Origin of the sequence: Sphingobacterium hotanense (genome assembly GCF_008274825.1) — a bacterium.
GTDB lineage: Bacteria > Bacteroidota > Bacteroidia > Sphingobacteriales > Sphingobacteriaceae > Sphingobacterium > Sphingobacterium hotanense.
Genome location: NZ_CP030848.1, coordinates 2482391 through 2507471, shown reverse-complemented (window position 1 = coordinate 2507471; position 25081 = coordinate 2482391). Strand labels below are relative to the sequence as shown.

General features: G+C 37.1%; 21 protein-coding genes. 15 read left to right on the top strand and 6 right to left on the bottom strand.

Annotated features, from left to right (window positions below):
* Positions 1-8: 8 nt before the first annotated feature.
* The 3 genes from DSM08_RS10475 to DSM08_RS10465 form a co-directional block, all read right to left on the bottom strand.
* Entirely contained in the window at positions 9-2102 is a 2094-nt protein-coding gene (locus DSM08_RS10475) for a TonB-dependent receptor (RefSeq protein WP_149526104.1), read from the bottom strand.
* 86 nt (positions 2103-2188) lie between these two features.
* The gene (locus DSM08_RS10470) at positions 2189-3475 is read right to left on the bottom strand and encodes a BamA/TamA family outer membrane protein (protein WP_149526103.1); all 1287 of its coding nucleotides are present in this window, start codon (positions 3473-3475) and stop codon (positions 2189-2191) included.
* Between the two features lie 58 nt (positions 3476-3533).
* Positions 3534-4460 carry a 1-aminocyclopropane-1-carboxylate deaminase/D-cysteine desulfhydrase gene (locus DSM08_RS10465; RefSeq protein ID WP_149526102.1) on the bottom strand — a complete coding sequence of 309 codons (927 nt, stop codon included), beginning with the start codon at positions 4458-4460 and terminating at the stop codon, positions 3534-3536.
* A 95-nt stretch (positions 4461-4555) separates the two neighbouring features.
* On the opposite strand from DSM08_RS10465, the gene DSM08_RS10460 reads away from it, so the two are divergent.
* Both DSM08_RS10460 and DSM08_RS10455 read left to right on the top strand, forming a co-directional pair.
* Complete coding sequence (locus DSM08_RS10460) at positions 4556-5587, top strand: RluA family pseudouridine synthase (protein ID WP_149526101.1); 1032 nt, start codon at positions 4556-4558, stop codon at positions 5585-5587.
* A gap of 25 nt (positions 5588-5612) precedes the next feature.
* The gene (locus DSM08_RS10455; protein ID WP_149526100.1) at positions 5613-6470 is read left to right on the top strand and encodes an aminotransferase class IV; all 858 of its coding nucleotides are present in this window, start codon (positions 5613-5615) and stop codon (positions 6468-6470) included.
* Between the two features lie 267 nt (positions 6471-6737).
* On the opposite strand, the gene DSM08_RS10450 is transcribed toward DSM08_RS10455, so the two are convergent.
* Both DSM08_RS10450 and DSM08_RS10445 read right to left on the bottom strand, forming a co-directional pair.
* Positions 6738-7328: a YceI family protein gene (locus tag DSM08_RS10450; protein ID WP_149526099.1), complete on the bottom strand. Its 591-nt coding sequence runs from the start codon at positions 7326-7328 to the stop codon at positions 6738-6740.
* Between the two features lie 454 nt (positions 7329-7782).
* The gene (locus DSM08_RS10445) at positions 7783-8400 is read right to left on the bottom strand and encodes a hypothetical protein (protein ID WP_149526098.1); all 618 of its coding nucleotides are present in this window, start codon (positions 8398-8400) and stop codon (positions 7783-7785) included.
* A 194-nt stretch (positions 8401-8594) separates the two neighbouring features.
* On the opposite strand from DSM08_RS10445, the gene DSM08_RS10440 reads away from it, so the two are divergent.
* On the top strand, positions 8595-10211 hold the full coding sequence (locus DSM08_RS10440; protein WP_246172217.1) for an ABC1 kinase family protein: 1617 nt from the start codon (positions 8595-8597) through the stop codon (positions 10209-10211).
* Positions 10212-10326: 115 nt separating this feature from the next.
* Here DSM08_RS10440 and DSM08_RS10435 read toward each other — a convergent pair whose 3' ends face one another.
* Complete coding sequence (locus tag DSM08_RS10435) at positions 10327-11217, bottom strand: DUF3078 domain-containing protein (RefSeq protein ID WP_149526096.1); 891 nt, start codon at positions 11215-11217, stop codon at positions 10327-10329.
* A gap of 714 nt (positions 11218-11931) precedes the next feature.
* On the opposite strand from DSM08_RS10435, the gene DSM08_RS10430 reads away from it, so the two are divergent.
* From DSM08_RS10430 to DSM08_RS10375, 12 genes are all read left to right on the top strand, one after another.
* Positions 11932-13059, top strand: a complete 1128-nt coding sequence (locus tag DSM08_RS10430) for an MraY family glycosyltransferase (protein ID WP_149526095.1) — start codon at positions 11932-11934, stop codon at positions 13057-13059.
* Between the two features lie 6 nt (positions 13060-13065).
* Positions 13066-14025, top strand: a complete 960-nt coding sequence (locus tag DSM08_RS10425) for an NAD-dependent epimerase/dehydratase family protein (protein WP_149526094.1) — start codon at positions 13066-13068, stop codon at positions 14023-14025.
* Between the two features lie 11 nt (positions 14026-14036).
* Positions 14037-15560 (top strand): MATE family efflux transporter, encoded by a 1524-nt coding sequence (locus tag DSM08_RS10420; RefSeq protein ID WP_149526093.1) that lies wholly within the window; start codon positions 14037-14039, stop codon positions 15558-15560.
* Entirely contained in the window at positions 15545-16471 is a 927-nt protein-coding gene (locus tag DSM08_RS10415) for a glycosyltransferase family 2 protein (protein ID WP_149526092.1), read from the top strand. Before DSM08_RS10420 ends, DSM08_RS10415 begins: the two co-directional genes overlap by 16 nt.
* Before the next feature lie 68 nt (positions 16472-16539).
* A complete protein-coding gene (locus DSM08_RS10410; protein ID WP_187773840.1) occupies positions 16540-17508 on the top strand; it encodes a nitroreductase family protein in 969 nt (322 codons plus the stop codon).
* A 6-nt stretch (positions 17509-17514) separates the two neighbouring features.
* On the top strand, positions 17515-18657 hold the full coding sequence (locus DSM08_RS10405; RefSeq protein WP_149526090.1) for a polysaccharide pyruvyl transferase family protein: 1143 nt from the start codon (positions 17515-17517) through the stop codon (positions 18655-18657).
* Positions 18658-18674: 17 nt separating this feature from the next.
* Positions 18675-19664, top strand: a complete 990-nt coding sequence (locus tag DSM08_RS10400) for a glycosyltransferase family 2 protein (RefSeq protein ID WP_149526089.1) — start codon at positions 18675-18677, stop codon at positions 19662-19664.
* Between the two features lie 22 nt (positions 19665-19686).
* Positions 19687-20595, top strand: a complete 909-nt coding sequence (locus DSM08_RS10395) for a glycosyltransferase family 8 protein (protein ID WP_317131800.1) — start codon at positions 19687-19689, stop codon at positions 20593-20595.
* The gene (locus DSM08_RS10390; protein WP_149526087.1) at positions 20592-21587 is read left to right on the top strand and encodes a glycosyltransferase family 2 protein; all 996 of its coding nucleotides are present in this window, start codon (positions 20592-20594) and stop codon (positions 21585-21587) included. Before DSM08_RS10395 ends, DSM08_RS10390 begins: the two co-directional genes overlap by 4 nt.
* 11 nt (positions 21588-21598) lie before the next feature.
* The gene (locus DSM08_RS10385; protein ID WP_187773839.1) at positions 21599-22588 is read left to right on the top strand and encodes a glycosyltransferase family 2 protein; all 990 of its coding nucleotides are present in this window, start codon (positions 21599-21601) and stop codon (positions 22586-22588) included.
* A 49-nt stretch (positions 22589-22637) separates the two neighbouring features.
* Positions 22638-23879 carry a hypothetical protein gene (locus DSM08_RS10380; RefSeq protein WP_187773838.1) on the top strand — a complete coding sequence of 414 codons (1242 nt, stop codon included), beginning with the start codon at positions 22638-22640 and terminating at the stop codon, positions 23877-23879.
* A 1-nt stretch (position 23880) separates the two neighbouring features.
* A complete protein-coding gene (locus DSM08_RS10375; RefSeq protein ID WP_149526084.1) occupies positions 23881-25017 on the top strand; it encodes a glycosyltransferase family 4 protein in 1137 nt (378 codons plus the stop codon).
* The last annotated feature ends 64 nt before the right edge of the window (positions 25018-25081 follow it).

The window sequence follows — 25081 nt, the reverse complement described above, 5'->3', positions numbered from 1 at the left end:
TAACGAGTTTACATCATAAGCTTGATTCCGCCATAGTAATTCCGATCGGCTGCAGCATTATAAAAACGATTTCCCATTGCATTTATGTCATTCCCTAAGCTGTATTTTTCATTCAACAGGTTATCTACACCGACAAATAACTGCAGTTTATATCTGCTCATCAAGCCGGTTGTCCATGCTAACTTCGCCTGTACGAGATGATATTTCTTAGCATAGAAGCTGTTCGCGTCGTTTAAAGGAATTGATGAGGTGTGGTTATGAAATATGTTGATTTCAAATCTTTTAGGTAGTTCTAATGCTAGGGTGTTTACCCAAATCCACTTGGGAATAGATGTTACTGCATTGCCTGAATAGTCCTTATCATCTACTTTGTAATCTCTAAACTGATAATCCTGGAAGGTGAGATTGGACGATAATATCAGACTGCGCACAAAGAAGTTTTGATCGGGGCTGATGATTTGTCCCAAAACACTCGCTTCCACACCTTTCTGCGTCATTGCTCCTGCGTTCGTAAAATATTCGGCTCCTTCTGCATTCAACTGCCTAATGATTCCATTTTTCATGTTGAACTGATAAGCAGCTAGATCAGCAATAAAGCGACGGTTTTTCGTTTCATAACGGATTCCCCCTTCGTAGTTGACTCCATCTTCGGGGTTAAGGTTCTGGTTGATTTGATTGTCAGAAGATCTAACCTCCGATATGGTCGGCGTTGAATAGCCCTTTGATATGGATGCACGCAGGGCGAATTCTGGTAAAATTAAATAGGAGAGTCCTAGCCTCGGCATCCAGCTATTTTTGAAGCCTTTAGACCCCTGAATTGCACTCGCATTTAGCGCTTGTTGTTTAAAATCAATATTATTTAGGTTCAAGCCTATGGATCCCTCGGCGATGAATCGTTGAGCAATTTTCGCTCTTAGACGGTAGAAATAAAAATGCTGGAAATTTTCTAAGTGGTCGTCATAGTTTAAGGTTCCCTTTTCACCGAAATGGTTTTCGTAGTTCTTGATGTCGTACCAGCCTTTTTGTCCTTCCGCTCCCAATTGCATTTCCCACTGCAAGTTTTCGATGTCATGGTCCTCGTAGGAGAAGTATGTTCGGATGCCAAGATTCTTTTCAATACGTGTTTCGTAGTTCGTCACGAAAGGATTTTTGAAATCTGTGTAGCTTCCAAATAAGGCAATTACATGCCGTAAGTTTTTATTGAATTGATAGCTATGTGTAATTCCACCAATTGTAGTTTTATTGTAAATGGCTGCTTTTTGGTCCACAGCACTTGGAAATGGTCCCCCCGCTGGTCTAGCCTGCCTTGGATCCTCCAAATATTGTGCTTCCGTTAATCCACCCGGTGTTTCGTAGCCAAGATCGGCATAAAGGCCTAAAAACTTAAGCTGGCCTTTCTCGTTGTAGTTCCATTGATGCGCGGTCTGGAAGAATTTTTTATTCATTCCACTTTGGGTTCGATAGCCATCAGAACGGGTAAAGGCTTGGCTAAAAGCGAAGCTGTATTTTTCGTTAACCTGCTGCTTTATATTTAATTGTTGCTGAAATAGTCCGTAAGAGCCAGCGCTAAGAAGCAGGGATTTGTCGTTTGATTTTTGAGGCGCTAATCCGTTTGGAATAATCCGAAGTACACCACCGGTATTTGGGCCATACAGGGATCCATCGGGACCCTTTATTATCTGGATATGATTGATCCCTACCGGATCGACAATATTTAAGTAAGTATTTCCGCTGGCATCTGTAAAAGGGATTTCGTCCAAATATACCTTGGTGTTTCTTACTCCAAACGGTGAGCGAATCATGCTGCCACGAAGCGCTAAGCGATAGCTTCCCGGAGATCGTTCTTCCATACGTACCCCTGGGGTGCTGTTCACTGCACTCAGTATGGTATTCGTATTTTGAGATTCAAGGAGGCGTTTGCTGACCACCCTTGCTGAGCTCGTTAGATCAAGCATCGCTTGGGAATTGAAATGCGCTTTAATCTCAATAGGCGCTATTTCGGATAAGCTGGTATCCGGAGTGGTTGTTTGTGCGACGCTATTATAAGCAGCTAAGGTAAGGGCAAGGAAAGGTAACTGTGATTTTTTCGAAAATACAAACATGATTTCAAGGCTGATTTGCTCGCAAAATACCGAAAATAAGTGAGGATTTGGAATCCGGACACGAATAAAATAGCGGTTTCTATGAGTTAGAAAGCATCATTCAAGCCTAAGAAGAGGCCTCTTTGTCCAAATTTACCGAAAGCATAGTCGATGCATAAGTTTGTGCGGGTTGCTTTGTTAAATAACAGACGAAGACCTGCACCTGCTGCCGGCTGCCACTGTTGGAATAATTTTGTTCCCATCTGGTCATTCGTGCTTTGTACATTGGCAAAGACAACGCCACTCAGGAATTGATTTCGTAAAATAGGATATCGATACTCTAATTCGGAGTAGAAATAGGAAAGTCCCTTGAAATAACCCATTGTATAGCCGCGCCCGCTTCTAGCGTAGGGATCTTTGCTTGTTCCAGGGAGATCTACATAAGGAAGTTTTCCACCGAGTTTATAAGATCCGAAATTCCAGAAAGCTAAGACATGATTGGGTCTGCTAGACGACAATTGCCAATATTTACGGAAATCTGTCTGCAATTGATAGGCATTATGCTCGCTGCCCATCCATTCTTGGTTCATGCGCAATACAACATCCACATACATGCCTTTATGTGCGCTATTAGGATTGTCACGTGTGGTGTACTGCATATTGAGCATTAAACCGTTATTATTTATATCTACAGGGTTAAAATTGTTCCAGCGGCTATATATTTCAGTAGGCGACATGTTCTCAGCGCTGCCGATTGTTTCCAATCCTCTTTTTAGTTCAAAGAAAACGCCGGCACCAACAAATGCACCGGGGAATAATTGTTTGTAGATACGTTCATTGATCGTGTAGGCAGTGAACTTATTGACGAATCGCTGTCTGTCGGGATTATTGATTATCAATTCTTCTTCAGTCGGGTTGTCGAGCGCTGTTCCCATTCCTAAACCATAATCAAGACCTACAGCTTTAGCGACCATGACATTTCCTTTAATATTCCATTTGTTAGATGGCGTATAAATATCATGAATTAGATAGCCAACTATAATTCCTCTTGTCGTATAGCTAAGTGCTGCCGCAGCAATCGACATTTGGGTATTTGGTTGGTTTCCTAGGACTTTTCCGCCAACGGCTTTAACGCCAATCTGTGCCCCAATAGATGGGTTGTAGTTAATGTTTGGCAAATAAGAAATCGGTGATCTTTTCTTTGGTTTTTGATCCTTAGGTTTTTTCGAAGGAATAATATCTTTGAACAGATCCACAATATCGTAGAGCTCCTCGGTGTTGCGGACGGTATCTTTTTGTTCCTTATTGCTTATGGTATCTTGAATTTCAATCTGTTGGGCGTTCGTCGTTAGGGAAATAAAAATGAGGAAGCAGGTGATTAGGAATACGCGCATAGCAGATTTTCGTGGTTTAAAGCTTTATTCGTCAGCGCTTTTCAAGATAACAATTGCATTATTTAATTGTTTTTGTTAGCGTGTTTACAGGCGCTAAATTATCGAATTTTTCATACATTCCTAGAAATCCAGTAAGTCCGCCGGTATGAATTGCTAATATTTTACTTTCAGCTTGAATTTTTCCGGTTTTGATATGGTCAAACAGCGCATACATCATCTTTCCGGTATAAGTGGGTTCGATCATAATTCCCGTATCGGCGACGAAGTCTTTTATGAACTGCAATAGTTCAGGATTCGTTTTTGCATAACCTCCGAAATGGTATTCCGTATGCAACGTTAAATTGTCAATGTCTATTCCCCAGTCTAATATATCCTGCTTAATGAAATCTCCGCCCTTCAATACGGGGATGCAATGTAGTGTTGAATTTAAACCTTTTGTATTTAGTGCTTTCAGAATGCCCGCTGCCGTCGTTCCGGTGCCGGCTGCAACAAATATATCTGTAAATGTATCCTCCAGTTCTTCAATGATGGATTCGCAACCTACTGCTCCTTCTTCGCTTCGGCCTCCCTCGTCGATAAACAAAGCGTTATTTTCATTAAAATTTGCATTGAAGAGCGCTTTTTTGTCTTTATATGCACTGCGATCAACAAAATGAAGTTGCATTCCAAATAGCTTGCATAAAGCAAGGACAGGATTGTTTATTTCTTCACCGCGAACGAATGCGTGCGTTGCAAGTTGAAATTGGGCACCCGCCGCGGCAGTTGCTAATAGGTGATTGGACCAGGCACCACCGAAAGTCACCAATGTCTTGATGCTTAGAGCTTTTATTTTTTCTATGTGAAGTTTTAGTTTTCGCCATTTATTGCCAGAAATGAAGGGATGTATCATGTCATCCCTTTTTATAAAAACTTCAACTTCATGATGCGTGAAAAGTGGGTGGAGGATTCGTTGAACCGGGCTGTATATTGGGAAATCTATCGGCATGTTGTAAAGTTAAGGATTAATCTATTTGAAGGATATGTTAAGCTTAAAATTATGTCGCTTATGTACATCAGGTGAAAAACATTACTTTTGTGGCTATGACGGAAGATTTAGATTTAGAACAGGACGAACAAGAGCTTTTCGAGCATTTACGCATCGTGGCTGACAAGGGGCAGGCACCTTTACGCTTAGATAAATTCTTGATGAATCGTGTGGAGAATACGTCGCGTAACCGTATTCAAAATGCAATTGATTCGGGTTCCGTTTTGGTGAATGAGAAGGTTGTCAAAGCGAGTTATAAGGTTAAGCCGTTGGATCTGATCACGATCGTTCTTCCTGATCCGCCAAGAGATACGGAAGTTTATCCGGAGGATATTCCGTTGGATATTATCTATGAAGATGACGATGTGTTAATGGTTAATAAAGAGGCGGGTATGGTCGTTCATCCAGGTTTTAATAATTACTCAGGTACATTGGTCAATGCATTGACATTCCATTTAAATCAGTTACCGACATTGCCGGGAAATACGGGTCGACCCGGGTTGGTCCATCGTATTGATAAAGACACTTCGGGTTTGCTCGTTATAGCAAAAAGTGAATGGGCAATGACCTATTTAGCTAAGCAGTTTTTTGACCATTCTATTGCTCGTAAATACGTGGCTTTAGTATGGGGCGATTTAAAAGAAGACGGCACTGTGAGGGGGTATATCGGCCGAAATATGAAGGACCGTCGTATTATGGATATGTATGATGATCCTGAAAAAGGGAAATGGTCTGTAACGCACTATAAGGTGCTGAAGCGTTTGGGATATGTGACGTTGATTGAATGTCAATTGGAAACCGGTCGTACACATCAAATCCGAGCACACATGAAGTCCATCGGACATCCCTTGTTCAATGATGAATCTTACGGAGGGCATAAGATTTTAAAGGGGACTACTTTTACCAAATACAAACAATTTGTGGAAAATTGTTTCGCACTATTGCCTCGCCAAGCGCTACATGCGAAGAGTTTAGGATTTGAGCATCCTAAATCAAAACAATTTTTACAATTTGAGGTACCAATACCAGAGGATTTCCGTTTAGCATTAGAGAAATGGGAAAATTATAGTACAAACACACAAGACTAGATAAAACAGATAGAATAGAAGATTTATGCCAATACAATATATAAACTTTAATGGCAGTTTAGTGCCGGAGGATATGGCTGTATTAAGCGTTGACAACCGCGCTTTTCGATACGGTGATGGATTGTTTGAGACGATGTTATGGAAAGATGGCGATATACGCTTTTTAGACTTCCATATTGAGCGCTTACAAGAGGGCTTGTCTCTACTGCAATTTGAAGATACAGGTGTATTTGATACCTTTTTTGTTCGCAACAAGACGGAAGAGCTGATTCGAAAGAATAACATGATGGGGCAGACGCTTCGCGTTCGTTTGATCGTTTTTAGAATGGGTGCCGGAACTTATGGTCCGGAGTCGAATAAAGCAGGCTACGTATTACAGGTGGAAAGGAAACAGGACATTCTGCGCGATAAGAAGTTGGGCTTAATCGTTGATTTATATACGGATTTCAAAAAGCCTTATAGTGAGCTATCTAAATTGAAGTCGAATAATGCTTTGGTTTATGTAATGGCTGGTAATTTTCGGAAGAAACACGCATTCGACGAAGTATTTATCCTGAATCAGGAAGGCAATCTCTGTGAAGCTTTGACGTCCAATATATTCATTTATTATAATAAGGTATTATATACTCCCGCGCTGACCGAAGGCTGCATTGCCGGTGTGATGCGTCGCGTCGTAATGGATATCGCGCTATCTGAAGGCATTGAAGTGGTAGAGGCCGAGATTAAGCCTGATATCATGAAAGTGGCGGACGAGATATTCTGCACAAATGCCACTCAAGGAATACAATGGGTTATGGGTTACAAGCAAAAGCGTTACTTTAACAAGATTTCCAGAGTGTTTCAGGATCGCTTAGCGGCATGGACCTATGATATCGAAGAATAATATTAATAAAACTTTCATGTTTCTTTGAAACACCAACAGGAATGAAAGTTCTTGATGGCCATTGAAAACAGACCCTTTCAGAAAAAACTTTCATGTTTCCATTGAAACACCAACAGGCATGAAAGTTCTTGATGGCCATTGAAAACTTACACTTTCAGAAAAAGAGGCTATCCATTTTTGATGGTAGCCTCTAATTTGTGCATAATGGAAATTAGTGTGGAATTCCATTATTAAGTAGCACTAGGCTACTTCTAGGTATATGTACACTTAGTTCTTTACTAATTCAGTATTTACAATGATTTTCACGTCAGAGGCTACAGCTTGTACGCCTGAAGGTAACTTGTCATTGTATTTTATATTATAATCCATACGGTTTATGGTTGTTGTTGCTGTAAAGCCAGCACGTGTTTTTCCCCATGGATCGGTGATAATTCCGTTGTTTTGTGTTACTTGAAATTCTACAGGTTTCGTTACGTCACGAATTGTCAAGTCTCCTTTTAACACGAATTGACCTTTTTTACCTTTTGTCAAGACGCCATTTGTTAACGTCATTTTCGGATATTGCGCAGCATTGAAAAAGTCGTCGCTTTTTAAGTGCTCATCTCTAGCGTCTACGCGGGTATCAATGCTGTTTACATCAATTTCGAACGAGATTTTCGCTTGGTTGAAATTGCTACTATCGCTTGTTTCAGCTGCTCCTGAGAGCGTATTGAACGAACCATCGACGAATGCTATACCCAGGTGTTTTACTTCAAATCTCGCATTAGTGTGTGCCGGGTCCACCGACCATTTTACTTGTGCAAACGCCGCATTAGTGATGAAAAGTAATGAGGCAACGAATGTTAAAATTGTTTTCATAAATCTATTTATTAATATTACTTCCTAAATGTTATTGCAAATATTTCATTTATTAAGATACCATACATTGACCTATGTTAATAAATCACAAAATCGGGAGATAGTTTGTCATAAAATTATCAGAACGTTGTTGTTTTTTGATTTGGAAACAACCCTTCCTTTTTCTTCGGTCTTTATTTAATCTTTAATAAAAACCATAATATCAATACTTTTCTTTTTAAAATAGTGAACAGACATTATTCAATATTTTAATTGAGATTGTTAAGATATGATAATATTTAACTAATTACTAATTGTTTTTAAAGTAATTTCCTGATGTTTTCTTGTTTAGGCTCGCGCTTGTATCCCTAAAGGCTTCATAATTAAGGTTTAGCAATGGTTTTGCTAATGTTGGTCTAATTCCGAATAATTATAACAAAATGGATACGATAGTAAGGTTAAAATGAAAATCGGCTTATTTCAGTTTTTTTAGTACTTTATCAATCCGCTTTTTTTGGCTTTCTTTGGGGAGATCGTCCATTCGGCTTTCCAGTATTTTTCTAAATTCCGCCACATGCTCTTTTGGGATCGTTGTCATTATCTCTTCCGCATACATCGGAAATTGATTGGCTGGCGCGTTGTTTAACTGTTGGGACAATTTTCTAAAAGCCATTTCCTGATGCTCAGAATTTCCCATTAATTTCGTTAAAATCTTCACGAAATTGTCTCTAGTAATTACCGATCCTTTGTTTGCAGCTTCTTCCAAACGACTGATGGAAGCAAATACTTCGGTGGGGATGTGCAAAGTTACGCTATTGATAGCGCACATTGCTCCCCATTGCAATCTATTGTTTTTGCTGCTTAGCAAATCTATAAACACGGATAGGAAAGGAACGAGGAGTTTACCGTTGCGCTCTCCAATCTCATATATTGTTTTTATACAATCATTTTGTATTCTTTTGTCGTCTAACCCTTGTATGAGTTCTCGCAAGCCTATTTCATCGCCCGATTTCACTATCTCAATGGCCAGATTAATATTTGCACTTTCATCCTTTAATCCTTGTTGACTAGCTAATTTCTCTATTATGGACATGGTGGGTCTATTTAATCGTAGTGTTTAAAATTATATGATTTCTAAGATAATCAAACTTTAAATCAGCGAAAGAGATTTTGACAAGAAAACAACTTAGGAATAGAATTTGTCCTATAGATATTTAGTAACTTGATAAAAATTGAATTTCGATGCAATTTAACGGTTTTCAGAAAATTAAGAGAGTGGGACAAATTTTGAAGATTTTGTCAAAACATGGATTCGATGAGATTATATCAAGGTCTAATTTGGATCGTATCCTTCCCGATAGCTTTCTTTTTTGGAATAATCATGCTCGCAAAATCTTCGAAGATGATTTTAACACGCGTATTCGCAGTGCAATTGAGGAATTAGGGCCAACATTTATTAAGTTAGGGCAACTGCTGAGTAATCGTCCTGACATAATCCCTAAGGATTTGCAGGAAGAGCTTATCAAGCTTCAGGATGATGTGATGTTGAGTGAGATTGATTTGCGTGCGGTCTTGGAAGAGGAATTGGAGATTGATGTTGACGCTCACTTTTCAGAATTAGAGTTGAAACCTATCGCGTCAGCTTCAATTGCTCAGGTTTATAAAGCAAGGCTCATCAATGGGCAGGATGTGGTGTTGAAAGTTAAGCGAGCAGGTATTGATGAGATTATTCGTGCGGATTTAGATTTTATTAAAGATCTAGTGCAGCTTTTGCAGCGGAAGTATGAAGTGATCTACAAGATGAACCTATATCAGATCGTACTTTCATTTGAAAGTTCCTTGTTGAATGAGCTGTCATTCACGAATGAACTGAACAACATTGAACGATTTAGAAGGAATTTTGCCGGAAATAAGGATGTATATGTGCCGAAAGTGCATCGGAAATACAGTACTGACCGTATCCTCTGTCTGGAGTTTATCGATGGGGTCAAGGTGAACGATTTAGAAGGGTTCCATTCTTATGGATTGTACACAAAGTCTGTTCTGCAAAATGTATTGGATCTTTATTTAGAGCAGGTATTGATGCATGGCTTCTTCCATGCGGACCCGCATCCAGGGAATGTATTGATTAATCGAAGGGGGCAAGTTGTGTTCCTTGATTTCGGTGCGATGGGATTTATGATTCCGGAGGATCGCAATATCATCGAAGCGATGGTGCTCGATTTTCTGGCAAACGATGCTAAGAGTTTAATTAAAAATATTAAAAAGCTTGCTGTAATTCATCATATTGAAGACGAACGAAGGCTCGAAAGGGATGCTTATGAGATATTCGAGATGATTAAGCAGAATGCGTTGGATGATATTGATATCTCTGTCATGTTGCAAAAGCTGAATATTGTTTTACAGAGCAACCACATATTGCTTCCTGATTTTGTTTATATCTTACTACGTGGCGTTTCCATCTTAGAAGGTACAGGTAGACAACTAGACGCGGACCTTAATGTTCCGGAGAGTATTGAGCCCTTTGCGAAAAAGATAGCGCAGGATAAATTGTCTGCGGATTATCTGATCCAGCAGCTAAAAGAGAAAGCTAAGTTTGCAAAGGATGTGTTAACGGAAGTTCCGGTGGATCTTTTGGAACTATTGGATAAAGTGAAGAATGATAAGGTGACTTTAAACCACAAGATGCAGGATTTTGATAATCTTCAGCTGATTCTTCATCGCATGGGGAATAAGTTTTTGCTGTCTATTCTTGCTATGACCTTTGGAGTCGGCGCTAGTATCTTGGCGCACGGGCGAGTGGGATATCTACTTTGGGGAATCCCTGTTTTATCCTGGATTGGCTTTATAGCTAGCTTTATTATTTGTTTCGCATTATTAAACCATCTCTATAAAAGTAAATAAGAGTTTTAAATAGGAAAGCTGTGTCGAAATCGCTCTTCCTTTATTGTAGGGATTTAGGATTAGACACAGCTTTTCGATTTTATAGATGTAATTACCGTACGCTGTTGAGTAGATTCTAAAATTTATAAGTTACTCCAGCGCCTAAAACTTGACGTACTTGAAGACCTGGGCCTTTAGTTCCGTCACTTTTTGGCACGTCAATGTTATCGTCGTAAATTAATTGGGCAGCTGCATTTACTGAAATTAGTTTATTGACTTGCATCGAAAGGTTCGCCGTATAATCCACATCGACATTCTGAGGATCCTGTAAGTAGTTAGAATATAGTTTTAATATGTTTTCTAGCGCGATGTTTTCCATCAACTTGACTTTATAGTAAGCGTCAAGCGAAGCACCGAACTCATTTCTTGACCATTTATCTACATCGACAGAGTAAAGCGGACGTAGGCTCTTATCACCGACAATAATAAAACGAGCAGCGGCAGGAGAGAGGTTGACGCGGAAGTTGTCAGAAGCTTTGTAAGCGATACCCGGTCCGAAACTTAGGTAGGCTGGTGCGAAGGATTTGGAGATCGTGTCGACGATATTTTTGCCGTCGTATTCATATCCGTTTGCAAACTGTGTATTGAAGTTTAAGAAAAACGTGTATAACCATTTCTCGGCAGCTTGGTATCCTAAAAGGCTATTGATAGCGAAGCGGTCATCGTTTTTGCGCCAATCTGTTTCCTTCTGGAAAGTTTGTCCATAGGCCGCTAAGACTTTGTTGTCCCAAGACCATTTATCTTTTTTATAGTTAAAATCGTAGTTGAAGATTAGATTTCCTGCAAGCGAGTTGATACCGCCGGCTGCCCAATTAGAAAAGGAGCTCTGGTTGATTAGAAAGGCGTTTTCACCTTTAATTGTCCAAGTTTTAGTGGTATCAGCTGCGGGTACTGTTGCTTCTTGTGCAGAAGCATTTAACGTAAATACAGTCGCAAATGATAGGCTTACGAGTTTTAGTAGATTCATTTTCGTTGTGTTTTTATTTACAATTGAGGGCAAAAATAGTAAATGCGGATTTTTATATTTTCAATTTATTTTTTATTTGTAGAAATAGTTGCTTGACAGTTGATGTTTTGGGGTGGATTAAGGGGTTGGTTAGTAGGTTTTTAAAGAGTTTGAACGTCTGTTCGGTCTATTACTATTCTACATCTGTTGCAAACAATTTACTTGTAACTTTTGCTTTTATTCACAATATGAGTGATTGTTTTCTCGCTGCTGTATTCTCAATTTCTTGCTAAATAATATTCAGCTTAAAAATTTTACCAACTAGGATAATATATGTATATTTACGGAAGTGAATAAGTTCTCTTCATTAAAAGAAGGTTGAAATTTTTACATTAACTTTATATTTAATCAATATGAATTTTACTGCTGAGATTACTTTTGAATAGTGCGCGAGGCAGCCTCGACCCTAAATAAGTTAGCTTTTCTTTAGTTGCATGGCGGATTTCCCTAATCTGTCGGTTGTTTGCTACAAATATATTTTTGCCCAGCCATTCACTAAGTGTACGCTGATTGAAAGCGTATTTTTGTGTCACTTATGGGAAATATCACATCAGCAAAATTTTAAAAAGGCGATTTCTTTAGATTTTATTGCAGTCTGTTTTTCCATTTGTTCTCTTGAGATTAGTAGTCTTCGTCGACATTTCCCAAGAGACTATTAAAATTAAATAGATTATTTTGGAGTTATTAGTTGTTTTTATTCCTTTTATACTAGCCATTGTGGTGAACAGGGCATTTATTCCTTTTATCATGCTGGTAACCTATAAGAAGCGACTCTTTGATCCGATTGATTCTCGCAAAATCCATCACCGTATTATCCCTCGTCTAGGAGGCGTTTCCTTTGCTCCAATTCAATGCCTGCTGCTCGTGATTACTATGACATTGGTTTTTAAAACAAGTTTAGTTAGCATTGATGTACAGTCATGGGCATTTTTATCACATTTTATGATGCTGATTTGTGGTTTGGTAATACTGTCAATGGTTGGTATTGGGGATGATTTAATAGGGATTGATTATAAATGGAAGTTTATCACACAAATTTTAGTTGCCTCGCTGTTGCCCCTTTCGGGTTTATGGATAAATGATTTGTATGGGCTTGGTTTTATTGTGAAGATTCCATTTTGGATTGGAATGCCTTTAACGGTATTTGTCATTGTGTTAATTATTAACGCAATCAATTTGATAGATGGCCTTGATGGACTTTGTTCAGGGTTAGTTTGCGTAAGTTGTCTAGTACTTGGAACGTTGTTTATTTATTATGGAGCTTGGGTGCACGCATTATTTGCTTTTATCACATTAGGCGTATTAATTCCATTTTTCTATTATAATGTATTTGGCACGAAAAAGCGTCGTCGCCAAATATTTATGGGGGATACGGGAAGTATGACTCTAGGCTTTTCCGTCGCATTTATGGCGATCAGTTTTGCCATGAATAATGAGTTCATTAGGCCGTTCTCCGAGGGTGCGATCGTGGTTGCTTTTTCAACTTTAATCATCCCTGTATTTGACGTAGCAAGAGTTATGCTAGTACGTTGGAAATTGGGACATCCTATTTTTAAACCTGATCGGAATCATTTGCATCACAAATTTTTGCGTGCGGGGATGACCCATAGAACTGCAATGATTTTCATTATATGCTTGGCCTTATTCTTTAGTGTTTTCAATATTGTTATGGTTGAGTATATCAGCAATAATGTTGTAATCGTATTAGACATTCTGTTGTGGATAGGCTTTCACGTGTTGTTTAATCGATTGGAGAGGCGTAAAGTAATCGCAAAGGTGCAGTTGTATATTAATTTATTATAGAACAAAATGAACATAGCCATTATCGGTGGGTCGGGATTCGTAGGTACGCAGCTAATTTCATTGCTGCAACAGTCTAGGGAACTTCATGTCAAAAATATCGACAAACAGCATAGTAAAACTCATTCGGGGATCACTACGATTGCCAATGTTTTGGATGCAGAAGCTTTAAAAGGCGAGCTTGCGGGCTTCGAAGTCGTGATTTTACTGGCGGCTGAGCATAGAGATGACGTTACACCCACATCCTTGTACTATGACGTAAATGTGCAGGGAATGCGCAACACATTGGCAGCGATGGAACACAATGGCATTAAACGTATTATTTTTACAAGTTCGGTTGCCGTTTATGGTTTAGACAAACCAAATCCTTCTGAGGATTCTCCAAAAGATCCATTTAATCATTATGGAATAAGCAAGTGGCAGGCAGAACAGGTATTGGACGAGTGGAGCAAAGGACATCGGGATTGGAATATAAACATTGTTCGTCCGACTGTCATATTTGGCGAAGGGAACCGTGGAAACGTTTTTAATTTGCTAAGCCAAATTGCGAATGGTAAATTTATGATGATAGGCAAAGGCGATAATCAAAAGTCTATGTCATATGTTGGGAACATTATCGCTTTCATTCAATTTATGCTTTTGAAAATGACGACCGGATATAATATATATAATTACGTTGATAAGCCTGATTTCACGACCAATGACCTGGTGTTTCATACAGGTGAGATTATTGGAAAACAAATACCGACCACGCGTATTCCGTATTGGCTAGGCATGATGGGGGGGTATGGTTTCGATGTGCTTGCATTTTTGACAAGGAAGAAGTTGAATATTAGTTCGGTTCGAGTGAAGAAGTTTTGTGCCATAACGAAGTATGATTCAAGGAAAGCAATGGGATCGGGGTTTGTTCCGCCGTATTCTTTGGAGGAAGGATTGCGGAGAATGTTGAAGGCAGAGTTTGGGAAGTAGATCTAAGGTTAATGGGATCGAATGCTAGTATAGCAAAGAATAGTGCATTCTTGTTTGTCCGGATGTTAATTAGTATGGGGGTTAGCTTTTATACCTCTAGAGCTATTTTACAGTTGCTGGGTATTGAGGATTTTGGTATTTACAATTTGGTAGCAGGAGTAATTGCTTCCTTTTCATTTATTGCCAACACCATTATTTCTGCAAATTCTAGATTTCTTTCTTTCAGTATCGGCCTTAATGATATAACTCAACTTAAAAAAACGTTTTCACTTTGTGTTACCTCGAGTATAATTACCGCATTAGTTCTCGTAATCTTCTGTGAAACTCTTGGTTTATGGTGGATCTTCAATAAAATTAATATTCCAGACGCTAAGTTTTTTGAAGCCCAAATCGTATTTCACATTGCGGTTTTAAATCTTTTTTTCACAATCGTATTTACTCCGTTCAATGCGTTAATTATTTCTTTTGAAAAAATGAATATTTACGCAATTGTAAGTGTTGTAAATTCATTATTAAACTTACTTGTTGTTTTCCTATTATATTTCAATTATAGTGGATACAGCAATTTAATCATGTATGGTGCCTTGTCATTAGTGGTTAATTTGGGGATTAGTGGTATTTATTATTTCTATTCCAGGACTAAATTTAAAGTTGAAGGATTCAGTATTTGTTTCGATAAGGAATTAAAAAAGATATTTACTTATTCTTCTTGGGATATTTATGGAAACCTCGCAGTAACGGCGAGAACTTCAGGAGTTGCAATATTGCAAAACATGTTTTTTGGGGTTGTTGCAAACGCCGGAATAGGTATTGCTACACAAGTTCAGAATCTAGTAAATCAATTTTCTTCGAATATACTTTTTGCGTCGAAACCTCAGGTAATCAAGCGCTATGCTTCAGGGGACATTGATGGAATGATAGACGTTATTAATAAAACAGTTCTATTCACTTCGGTTTTGCTTTCGCTGGTTGTCGTTCCATTAATTGTTGAAATGGATAGTATATTAATCTTTTGGTTAGGAATTCTTCCAGAACATACGGTCGCATTTGTTCAATGGTTTTTACTATTTATATTTGGAGCAAACATTTCCCAATGTTTATTAATGGGGATACATGCGACTGGCAAGGTTAGGAATTCGAGTATAATTAATGGAACACTTTATCTTTTTGTAATTCCCTTGTCCTATTGGGCATTTTCTAAGGATTTTGCAATTGAGTTTCCGTATATTTTAAATTTCCTGTTCATTTTAATTGGTGGCCTTTTAAATGCATTTTACCTAAAACGTGAGGTTAGAAAATTCGATGTACTTGCGTTTTATAGGAACTGCGTTTTACCCATCATAGTTATCTCAGTATTGAACTATTTGCTTTTAATCGGTCTTAAATCTTATACGGGAACAGGATTTTTTGCAATAATCTCTACTTTTCTGTTTTCGTCATGTTTTACAGCGTTGTGGATTTGGTTTTTTGTTTTCGATAAAGGAATTAAGGAGAAAAGCTTAAATTATTTGAAGGAGAAATGGTCAAAGATCTAGTTTCAATTATTACTCCATGTTATAATAGCAGGAATTTTTTAGATAAGTTGTTGGAATCTGTACTTATCCAAGATTATCCTTCTATTGAAATGATACTAGTTGACGATGGATCTGTTGATGAGCTAGCGGAATTTCTAAAAGAACACGACTATTTTAATCGATTTGAGGCAAGAGGCTTTAAATTATATTATTGTCGTCAAGAGAATATGGGGCAGGCCGTTGCAATTAATTTGGGATTAACAAAGTACTCCGGCGAATATCTAACATGGCCAGATAGCGATGATTATTACTACGACCATTCTGCGATTTCAAGTTTTGTGAATGCGATAAATATGTCCGATGTGGATATCATTCGATGCTATCCTCGACATGTAGATCAGTTGGGAAATGATTTAGGGTTCCATATACCGAACTTCTCTGACGATCGCGTTTTTGAAGAATGTCTGCTCGAAAATAACTTTTGGTTTTCTCCCATTTGTTATTTTTTTAAGGCTTCCAATATTAAGAAAGTTTTGGATAATCGAATAATTCCAAGTAGAGTTGGGCAGAATTTTCAACTTTATTTGCCCCTATTTTATTTTGGTAATCTATCGACTCTTAAGTTGGATCTGGTGAATTACTTAGTACGAAGCAATTCACATTCACATTCCAAAAAAAGTTATGCGCAAGCTTTGGAGCGATTGGATAACATATTGGAATTGAAGCTTCAAATATTAAATGAATACGATCTTCGTATCGAACCGACATTGATGAAATCCTTGTATAAGAAATTTAAGTTATCGTATTTGAATGTTAGACTTGAATACGGTCGTATTGGAGAAGCATTTCTGTATTTGACGAGAAATTTAATGTTCTCCAAAGGAGCGTATTTGATGTTTATTAAAAAAGTGTTTTTACAGAGATCAAATTAATTTATGCCATGTCCGCTATTAAAAACTTAATCAGGAAAATTCTATCTCCTATATTGCACAATAGGAATGTGGAAAATATTCTGAAGAAAAGATATTTATTTAGAAACTATCGAGATGATGCTGAGAAGTTTCATCAATACGCAAGTGCATTTAATGAAAACGATATTTTAAATAAAGAGGCTAATCTAATTTTAAACTACCATTCTCTTGAGAAGGGGATGCTTTTTAATAAAATGAAATCTGGCTATGGCGCATACAGAATCAATAATCTGCATAAACTATTAGCGGATCCCGATGTCATCGATAATATAGACCGTTCACAAATTCGTGTTGCCTATGAAGTAATGTGTAAATATTATGAATTGCAGACGTTTCTCGGTTATGAGATAGAAGCGCTTTTTTCCAAACAACAATACGAAGCCTATAAATCGATTCTAGGAAAATTGTACAATCCAGAATTTGAGGGCGTTCTACACTGGAATCGCTCGGATTTTTATAAAGACATTAAAAGTGATTTCTCAAAGTTTTCCAATTCTCGAAAAAGCGTTAGGAATTTCACAGGAGAGCTTGTTGAGAAAAGAATTTTAGAGCAAGTTGTTGAATTAGCAAATAACGCTCCTTCGGTATGCAATAGGCAAGCGAGCAAAGTTTATATCCTTGAAGATAAAACGAAAATAGATAAAGTATTGAAGATTCAAGACGGTTTCAATGGCTACACGGGAAACGTTAGACAATTAATTATTTTGACTAACGACAGGAGATATTACTATACGACAGGTGAGCGGAATCAGCTGTTCATTGATGGAGGAATTTATTTATTAAACCTCCTATATGCGTTACATTATTTTCACGTTGCAAATTGTCCAGCAAATTGGGCAAAAACTACCAAAGAAGAACTTCCTATTTATGATGTGCTAGATCTTCCTAAATCGGAGAAAATAATATGTTTGATTCCGATTGGTGTTTCTACCGAAGAATTCAGAACAACATTGTCAAAGCGAAGGACAGTTGATGAGAATTTATTTTTTATTAATTAGAGAACCATGAAGAAATTGGCGATTCTTACTCAACCTTTAAAGGCGAACTATGGCGGTTTGATTCAAAACTTTGCGCTGCAATCTGTTTTAAAGGGATTTGGATATAATGTTGAAACGCTATCCAGAGAATATCATCGGGACGCGGGAGCCTTTAGAACTCTATTAGCGAAAGGAAAAAACCAAGTATTGTCACTATTGACTGGGAAAAAGAAAAAGCTTTTCAGTAAAAAGGAGGCGGCTTACGTTTTCTCCGAGACTTATCGATTTATTAGGGAGCATTTAGCTGTATCTCGAAATCTGTACTCAACTTCGGATTTGAAGCAATATTTTAAGAATCAACATTTTTCTGGAATTGTCGTAGGAAGTGACCAAACATGGAGACCAAAGTATTCTCCCAATATCTATAATTATTTTCTTGATTTTATTGAAGATGATTCCGCTAAAGGGAAACTAGCTTATGCAACAAGCTTTGGATCAGAGCAATGGGAGTATACGGACGAGGAGACACTTAGATGTATTGAACTTTCGAAGAAATTCGATGCAATTTCCGTGCGTGAGGAATCTGGCGTAACTCTATGCAAAGAACATTTGAAGGTTGAATCAACATGGGTATTAGACCCCACGTTATTACTGAAGGCGAGCAGCTATATTGAATTGTTTAAGGATTTGAATTTTGCAGATCGCGGTTTGTTCAGCTATGTTTTGGATCGCAATGATGAAAAAAACCGATTTATAGAAGATATTTGTAGACGTATTAAAAAGGATCAATTTAGAAAGCAACCCATTCGATCAATCGAAAGCGGTCCGATATATGACTATTCAAAGCTTGAGGATTTTAAATATCCGTCACTTGAAGAATGGTTAGCTTCGTTTTATTATGCTGATTTTGTGATTACTGATTCTTTTCATGGGACAGTTTTCTCGATAATCTTTAATAAACCATTTCTTTCAATTGTAAACTTTGAGCGGGGTGGTTCAAGGTTTTACTCTCTGCTTAAACTTTTTCAGTTAGAGCATCGATTAGTATCTGACATTAATAATTTTAACGATTCACTTTTAGAAGAAAAAATTGAATATCAAAGAGTCAATGAAATTCTTGAAATTGAACGCCAAAAATCTCTTTTATTCTTGAAAGAAAACTTAAAATAAAACTTTTTTAAAGTTCAATGCTTACAAAACAATATAAGGTCAGTGTAACGATTCCTGTTTACAACGTCGAGGATTATCTCGAGCAATCCGTTAATAGCTTGATGTCTCAAACTTTAAAAGGAATAGAATTGATTTTTATTGACGATTGTAGTACAGATAATAGTTTGGAGAAACTGAATGGAATACTCGGGGCAATTCAGATTCCAGACACTATAGAGGTTAAGATTCTGCAAAATAATGAGAATAAGGGGGTAGCCTATACCAGAAATGTTGGATTGCTCGCTTCTTCAGGAAAATATATTGCCTCTATCGATCCTGACGATTTTATTGAATGCGATATGCTTAAGATCATGTTTGAGAAAGCAGAACTTGAAAGAGCAGAAATTGTATGGTGTGACTATGTCAATGTATTTAAGGATGAGAGGTCAATTGTTAGACAGGATTTAATTGAGAAACCGCGAAATTGTATAGAGGGCCTGTTGAGAGGTGAATTGTTTGGAGGGATGTGCAATAAATTGATTCTGCGAAGCTTATTTACGGCCAACAACGTTCAGTTTCCAGCAGGGCAGAATATGTCGGAAGATCTGAGAGTCTGTGTACAACTTTTTTTCTACGCTAAAACTGTTCGGTACGTAGACAGAGCGCTATATTTTTATGTTCAATATAGAGAGAATTCTATTAGCTTAACTAATACCAATGTTCTCAAGATTAATTATGAATGGTTTGAAAACATTAAGGCAGTTGAACTTTTTCTACACGAAAAGGAACTAAATGAGTTAGTAGAATTAGTAATGATCCTTAAATTGGTCAGCAAAAAGAATCTATTGGTTAAAGGCAAATCCATCGAAGATTTTAAACAATGGAGAGACATATTTCCGGAAAGTAACCAATATATAAATCAGACTGATTTGCCACTTCATTATAAGTTTATCGCGAATAAAATTAATAAGGAAGCTTGGTTTTTTCCAAAGTTCTGGATTTTGATTAAGAAAATCTTGAGAAAATAATTTTGAATATGGAGTCGAAAATATTACACCTATTGTATTTTGTTTTGATGATAACTTAGTTATGCAGGCAGGCGTTTGTATTAGTTCGTTACTATTTCACGCTGCAGAAAGCACCTACTATGATATCATTGTACTGCATGATTCTAAAGCAAAGTTTCCAAGCTCCGGAATGCTCGAAAAGTTGTTTTTACAATATGCTGATTTTTCCATTCGCTACGTTAATGTAGGCGAGGCGTTCAAGGACGGTTTTCAAATACGAGGGATTACTCAAGCAACTTACTACAGACTTTTAATTGCAGATTTGGTTCCAGAATATGACAAAATCATGTACCATGATGTAGATGTAATTTTTAGGGATGATCTTTCTGGGATTTTTAAAGCGACAGATTTAGAAGGATACTATGTTGCCGGAGTATCGACTCCCTACTCGGACATAGAGCCCTATTTAAATCAAAAACTTAATACGACATCGGCTGACTATATAGCTGCCGGCAATATTATTCTTAACTCCAAAGCGATAAGAGAAGACGGACTTACTGAAAAATTTATTGAATTATCTAAGGCTAACTGGAAATATCAAGATATGGACGTTATCAACATTGCGTGCAAAGGAAAGATAAAATTACTACCTCCTAGTTTTTGTATTGTTGGTACTACTTCGGAGATTCTGAAAGATCCAAATCAGAAATTCTACTCTAAGGAGGATGCCGATTATGCTATCAATTACGGTATTATACATTATAATGGGCCAAAGCCATGGGATACATGGTGTTTGCATTTTGATATATGGTGGGAGTATTATAGAAAGTCTGTATATTTTGATCTAGAATATTATTATGAATTTTATCACGATAAGTTTGATGAATATGACCGTTTGTCACTTACGAAAAGGATAAAAATTCTATTGCGTTATTTTAAGACGAGAAAATGAAAAAAGATTATTTGCTATCAATCATTGTTCCAGTCTTCAGAGTAGAACGTTTTATATCAAAATGTGCTCATTCGCTGTTTAGTCAATCGTTGAGCGGTATACAATTTATCTTCATTGACGATAAAGGAGGGGATAAAAGCATAGAGGTATTAAGGGAAGTGTTATTGGCATATCCAGAGCGGAATGAGGATACATTAATACTGACTAATCCAAGAAATTTAGGCTCTTCAGAAAGTAGGAATGTCGGCCTGACATATGCGAGCGGGAAATATGTTACATTTTGTGATGCTGATGACTGGGTGGAGCTAAGAATGGCTGAAGTCGTATTGGACAAGATGATCAAGGAAGAGGCTGATATCGTTTGGACCGATTTCTATTTATCGAATAAAGATTCAGAAGTACGTGTGAGTCAAAACTACGCAGAGGACGCTATTGAGTGTATCAAAGGCCTGCTCACTGAACAATTTTTTGGGAGTTTATGGAATAAGATGTTCAGGAGAGACTTATTTATCTATAACAATGTTTTATTTCCATCCAGACAAGATGTTTGGGAGGATTTATTAACGAATGTGCAGCTTTTTCATTTTTCTAAAAAGGTTGTTTATTTATCTGAGGCATTTTATCACTATGTTCAGTACAATGACTCGTCGTTGGTTAAAATTAGAAATGACAAACAATTGTCCGATATTTTAGCGAATAGCAAGTCGATTATAACTTTTCTTTCCGATGAAGGCGTTTTATCGAACTATGAAAACGAAATTCCAATATTAAAATTGGCAGCAAAACAAACATTACTATATCAGACAGATCGGGCTTCTTTTAAAAAGTGGCGTGAGATATATCCTGAGTCGAATAAAGATATTTCGAATTATGATAAACTGCCAAAACATTTGAGATTTGTAGGAAAAGCTGCCGATAGGAAATGTTGGCTGGTTGTGGGGAGTTGGATTTTTTTAAAGCGCATAAAAAACAGTTTATTTTCAAAAGCTTAATCAGAACTTCTATGGAGCAACCCTTAGTCTCAATTATTATCCCTGTTTATGGTGTAGAGCGTTTTATTTCGAAATGTTTGACTTCGGTTTTAAATCAAACATACGATGCGCTTGAAATCATTATTATTGACGATGCTACACAGGATAGAAGTATTGAGCTTGCAAAGCAGCTTTTGAACGAATATCCTAATCGTACAAACTCTACAGTCTTCATAAAACATGAGGTGAATCAAGGCTTGCCATCAGCTAGGAATACCGGGTTGAAAAATGCCAGTGGAATTTATGTCCTGCATATCGACAGCGATGATTGGATAGAGAATGATATGGTAGAGAAAATGGTAGAATCGGCTATTTCGAAAGACCTAGACATTGTTTATTCGGATTGGTTCCTTTCGTTTAGAAAAAATGAGAGATATATGAAGCAACCATCATTTATCGACCCTAAGGAATGTATCGATGCTTTCTTAAACGGAAGCCTTAGATTCAACGTATGGAATAAACTAGTTAAGCGTTCTATATATTTAGAGAATAACATACTTTTTCCAGATGGAAAGCCAATGGGAGAGGATATGACGATGATAAAGGTATTTTGCCATGCGCGTTCAATTGGATATGTTCCAGGTGCATTCTATCATTATGTTCAATTAAATCCAAATGCGTATACCAAACAATTTAGTGAAGAGAAGTTTTTACAAGTAGTCGAAAATACAAAAAACGTAATTGAATATATTGAAACTCGTTTTCCGGATGGTGAATATTCACGGCAAGTACATTTTTTCAAGCTTAATGTGAAATTACCTTTATTAATTGGTTCAGAGGTTAACAAATATGCATATTGGAAAACGGTGTTTTCTGAAAGTAATGTTTATATAAAAGCGAATAAGGCATTCGGATGGCGCATAAAGTTAGTTCAACTTGCAGCTTTAAATGCTCAATTTTGGTTGGTGAAGTTGCATTATTTTATAATTATTAAATTTATATATGGATTCGTCTACCGTTAATTATAATGAAATAGAACTATCCTCAAAAAAAGACACGGTTAGTATACTTATGACGATTTTTTTGGGAATTGTTACTAGCTGTTATTTTTTTCCATTTAGTTTTACCTTTCTTCCAGAATCAATTAATACCAAAATATTGTTAGCAGTATTGGGGATTTTTATATTGATTCATAAGTTGATGACAACTAGGTCCTTTGAGTTCGATAAAGATTTGCTAGCTGTTGCAGGAATAGCAGCCGTGTATAGTGTTATAGGATATATTTCCGCTGATCTAAACAACTCAATAGATTTTGCATATGCTAATTATTGGGTTTCGTTTTCAACTTGGATTTTAGGAGCTTATGGCTGTATTGCGCTTTTGAAAACTGCGCATGAATATGTAGATTTTAAACTGTTGTTTAACTATTTAATAGCAGTCTGCGTGATGCAATGTGTTATTGCTATCGCTATGGACAATATTCCTGCATTAAAGAGTTTTATTGATTCCTACATCTCCCAAGCTACGGTAGCAAATACAGAGTTTTTGAATGAAGTAGATCGGCTTTACGGCATTGGTGCCGCAATTGACGTGGCTGGCACACGGTTTTCTATTGTGATTCTTGGTCTAACTGTTCTTCTGAGAAATGAAATAAATAATGACAACAAGATATTTTTAGTCTATTTCTATTGGATATCTCTAATTATCATTTTGGTCATCGGGAACATGATTTCACGAACAACGATTGTTGGAGTTGTTTTAGGCGCTGCTTATTTATTACTCACCACTGATTTATTCAGACATGGAATAAAAAGGGATTCAATCGCTAGTTGGGGAAATATCGTTCTTTTGAGTGTGGGTTTAGTATTAGTCACCACATATTTATATAATACCAACGATATTTTTAAAGATCAATTTCGATTCGGTTTTGAAGGATTCTTCAATTGGATAGAGCAAGGTGAATGGACGACTGGATCGACTGACCGCCTAAATTCAGAAATGTGGATTTGGCCTGATTTAAACGATTATAAAACATGGATTATCGGGAAAGCTACGTTTTCCAATTGGCATGCAGTAGGAACGGATATTGGCTATTGTCGATTTATTTTCTACTCAGGTCTATTGGGACTTTTTACTTTTTCGGTGTTTTTCGTTGCAAATGCATTAATTTTTTCACGAAGATTTAACAATCTCAATCTATTTTTTATCCTGTTATTGGCATTGGGCTTTATAATATGGCTAAAAGTTTCGACAGACATATTTTTGATCTACGCATTATTTTATTTTTTAGATGACAACAAAATTAGAGAATAAGATGAAGATTGTCTACTGTATTGCAGCAGTACATAACTCTGGCGGTATGGAACGTGTCTTAGCAAACAAAGCCAATTATTTGGCTGCTATGGGACATGAAGTGATAGTGATAACGACTGATCAAGCAGAACGATTGCCCTTTTTTCATTTTGATAATAGAATTAAGTTTTTTGATTTAGGTATAAATTACTTTGAAGAAGTGGATTCAAAGCTTCTTAATAAGATAATAAGCTATGTTGGTAAACAAAGCAGACACAAGCGCCGACTTGAGAAACTATTGGCTGAGTTAAAGGCTGACATTGTAATTTCAATGTTCGATCAGGATGTATCATTCCTGTCGAAAATTAATGACGGTAGTAAGAAATTATTGGAGATTCATTTCTCTAGGTTCAAGAAATTACAATATGACCGAAGCGGATTGATAGGTTTGATTGATAAATACCGGTCTTCTAAAGATCTTAAGCTCGCCAAACGGTATGATCAGTTTGTTGTTTTGACTGAAGAGGATCGACACTATTGGACGGGAGTGGACAATGTCAACGTTATTCCGAATGCAAATAGTTTTGAGACTTCAGAAGTTGCTCAGTTGAAGGGCAAGCGTGCGATTGCAATAGGTAGATTAGATTATCAAAAAGGATTTGATAATCTAATAAAGATTTGGAGTGAGGTTAATAGGGATAATCCTGAATGGAGATTGGATATCTTCGGCGATGGCCCTTTAAAGAATGATCTTTTGACTCAGATTATCCATTCAGGCTTGGGGGACATTGTAAAAATTCACAGTGCCGTTAAGAATATAGAGACGGAGCTATTGAAAAGTTCCATGATTGTGATGACCTCTCGGTATGAAGGTTTTGGGATGGTGTTAATTGAAGCACAAACTTGTGGAGTTCCTTTAGTAGCATTTGCCTGTAAATGTGGCCCTCGAGATATTATTAAAGATGGAGAGAATGGATTTCTAATTGAAGAAGGTGATGAATCAATGATGGTTAAGCGGATTAATGAGTTAATTAACAATCCTGAATTGAGGATAGAAATGGGGAAGAAAGCTAAAGAAATGTCCAATGAATTTAAGATGGAAAAAATAATGTCTGAATGGACGACATTGTTCGATGGTTTAATAAATCGCCGCTCTTAGGTCTATTTGCATTCATTTACGATATTAAGGATTTAGAGTTTGGTAAAATGCGTTTTAATGAATA

Excerpts from the sequence above, each read along its gene's own strand:
- DSM08_RS10380 (WP_187773838.1), top strand. The coding sequence starts at position 22,638 with ATGACGATTTTTTTGGGAATTGTTACTAGCTGTTATTTTTTTCCATTT.
- DSM08_RS10405 (WP_149526090.1), top strand. The coding sequence starts at position 17,515 with ATGAAGAAATTGGCGATTCTTACTCAACCTTTAAAGGCGAACTATGGC.
- DSM08_RS10450 (WP_149526099.1), bottom strand. The coding sequence starts at position 7,328 with ATGAAAACAATTTTAACATTCGTTGCCTCATTACTTTTCATCACTAAT.
- DSM08_RS10400 (WP_149526089.1), top strand. The coding sequence starts at position 18,675 with ATGCTTACAAAACAATATAAGGTCAGTGTAACGATTCCTGTTTACAAC.
- DSM08_RS10475 (WP_149526104.1), bottom strand. The coding sequence starts at position 2,102 with ATGTTTGTATTTTCGAAAAAATCACAGTTACCTTTCCTTGCCCTTACC.
- DSM08_RS10445 (WP_149526098.1), bottom strand. The coding sequence starts at position 8,400 with ATGTCCATAATAGAGAAATTAGCTAGTCAACAAGGATTAAAGGATGAA.
- DSM08_RS10470 (WP_149526103.1), bottom strand. The coding sequence starts at position 3,475 with ATGCGCGTATTCCTAATCACCTGCTTCCTCATTTTTATTTCCCTAACG.
- DSM08_RS10435 (WP_149526096.1), bottom strand. The coding sequence starts at position 11,217 with ATGAATCTACTAAAACTCGTAAGCCTATCATTTGCGACTGTATTTACG.
- DSM08_RS10390 (WP_149526087.1), top strand. The coding sequence starts at position 20,592 with ATGAAAAAAGATTATTTGCTATCAATCATTGTTCCAGTCTTCAGAGTA.
- DSM08_RS10385 (WP_187773839.1), top strand. The coding sequence starts at position 21,599 with ATGGAGCAACCCTTAGTCTCAATTATTATCCCTGTTTATGGTGTAGAG.
- DSM08_RS10465 (WP_149526102.1), bottom strand. The coding sequence starts at position 4,460 with ATGCCGATAGATTTCCCAATATACAGCCCGGTTCAACGAATCCTCCAC.
- DSM08_RS10420 (WP_149526093.1), top strand. The coding sequence starts at position 14,037 with ATGGGATCGAATGCTAGTATAGCAAAGAATAGTGCATTCTTGTTTGTC.
- DSM08_RS10425 (WP_149526094.1), top strand. The coding sequence starts at position 13,066 with ATGAACATAGCCATTATCGGTGGGTCGGGATTCGTAGGTACGCAGCTA.
- DSM08_RS10455 (WP_149526100.1), top strand. The coding sequence starts at position 5,613 with ATGCCAATACAATATATAAACTTTAATGGCAGTTTAGTGCCGGAGGAT.
- DSM08_RS10460 (WP_149526101.1), top strand. The coding sequence starts at position 4,556 with ATGACGGAAGATTTAGATTTAGAACAGGACGAACAAGAGCTTTTCGAG.
- DSM08_RS10375 (WP_149526084.1), top strand. The coding sequence starts at position 23,881 with ATGAAGATTGTCTACTGTATTGCAGCAGTACATAACTCTGGCGGTATG.
- DSM08_RS10415 (WP_149526092.1), top strand. The coding sequence starts at position 15,545 with ATGGTCAAAGATCTAGTTTCAATTATTACTCCATGTTATAATAGCAGG.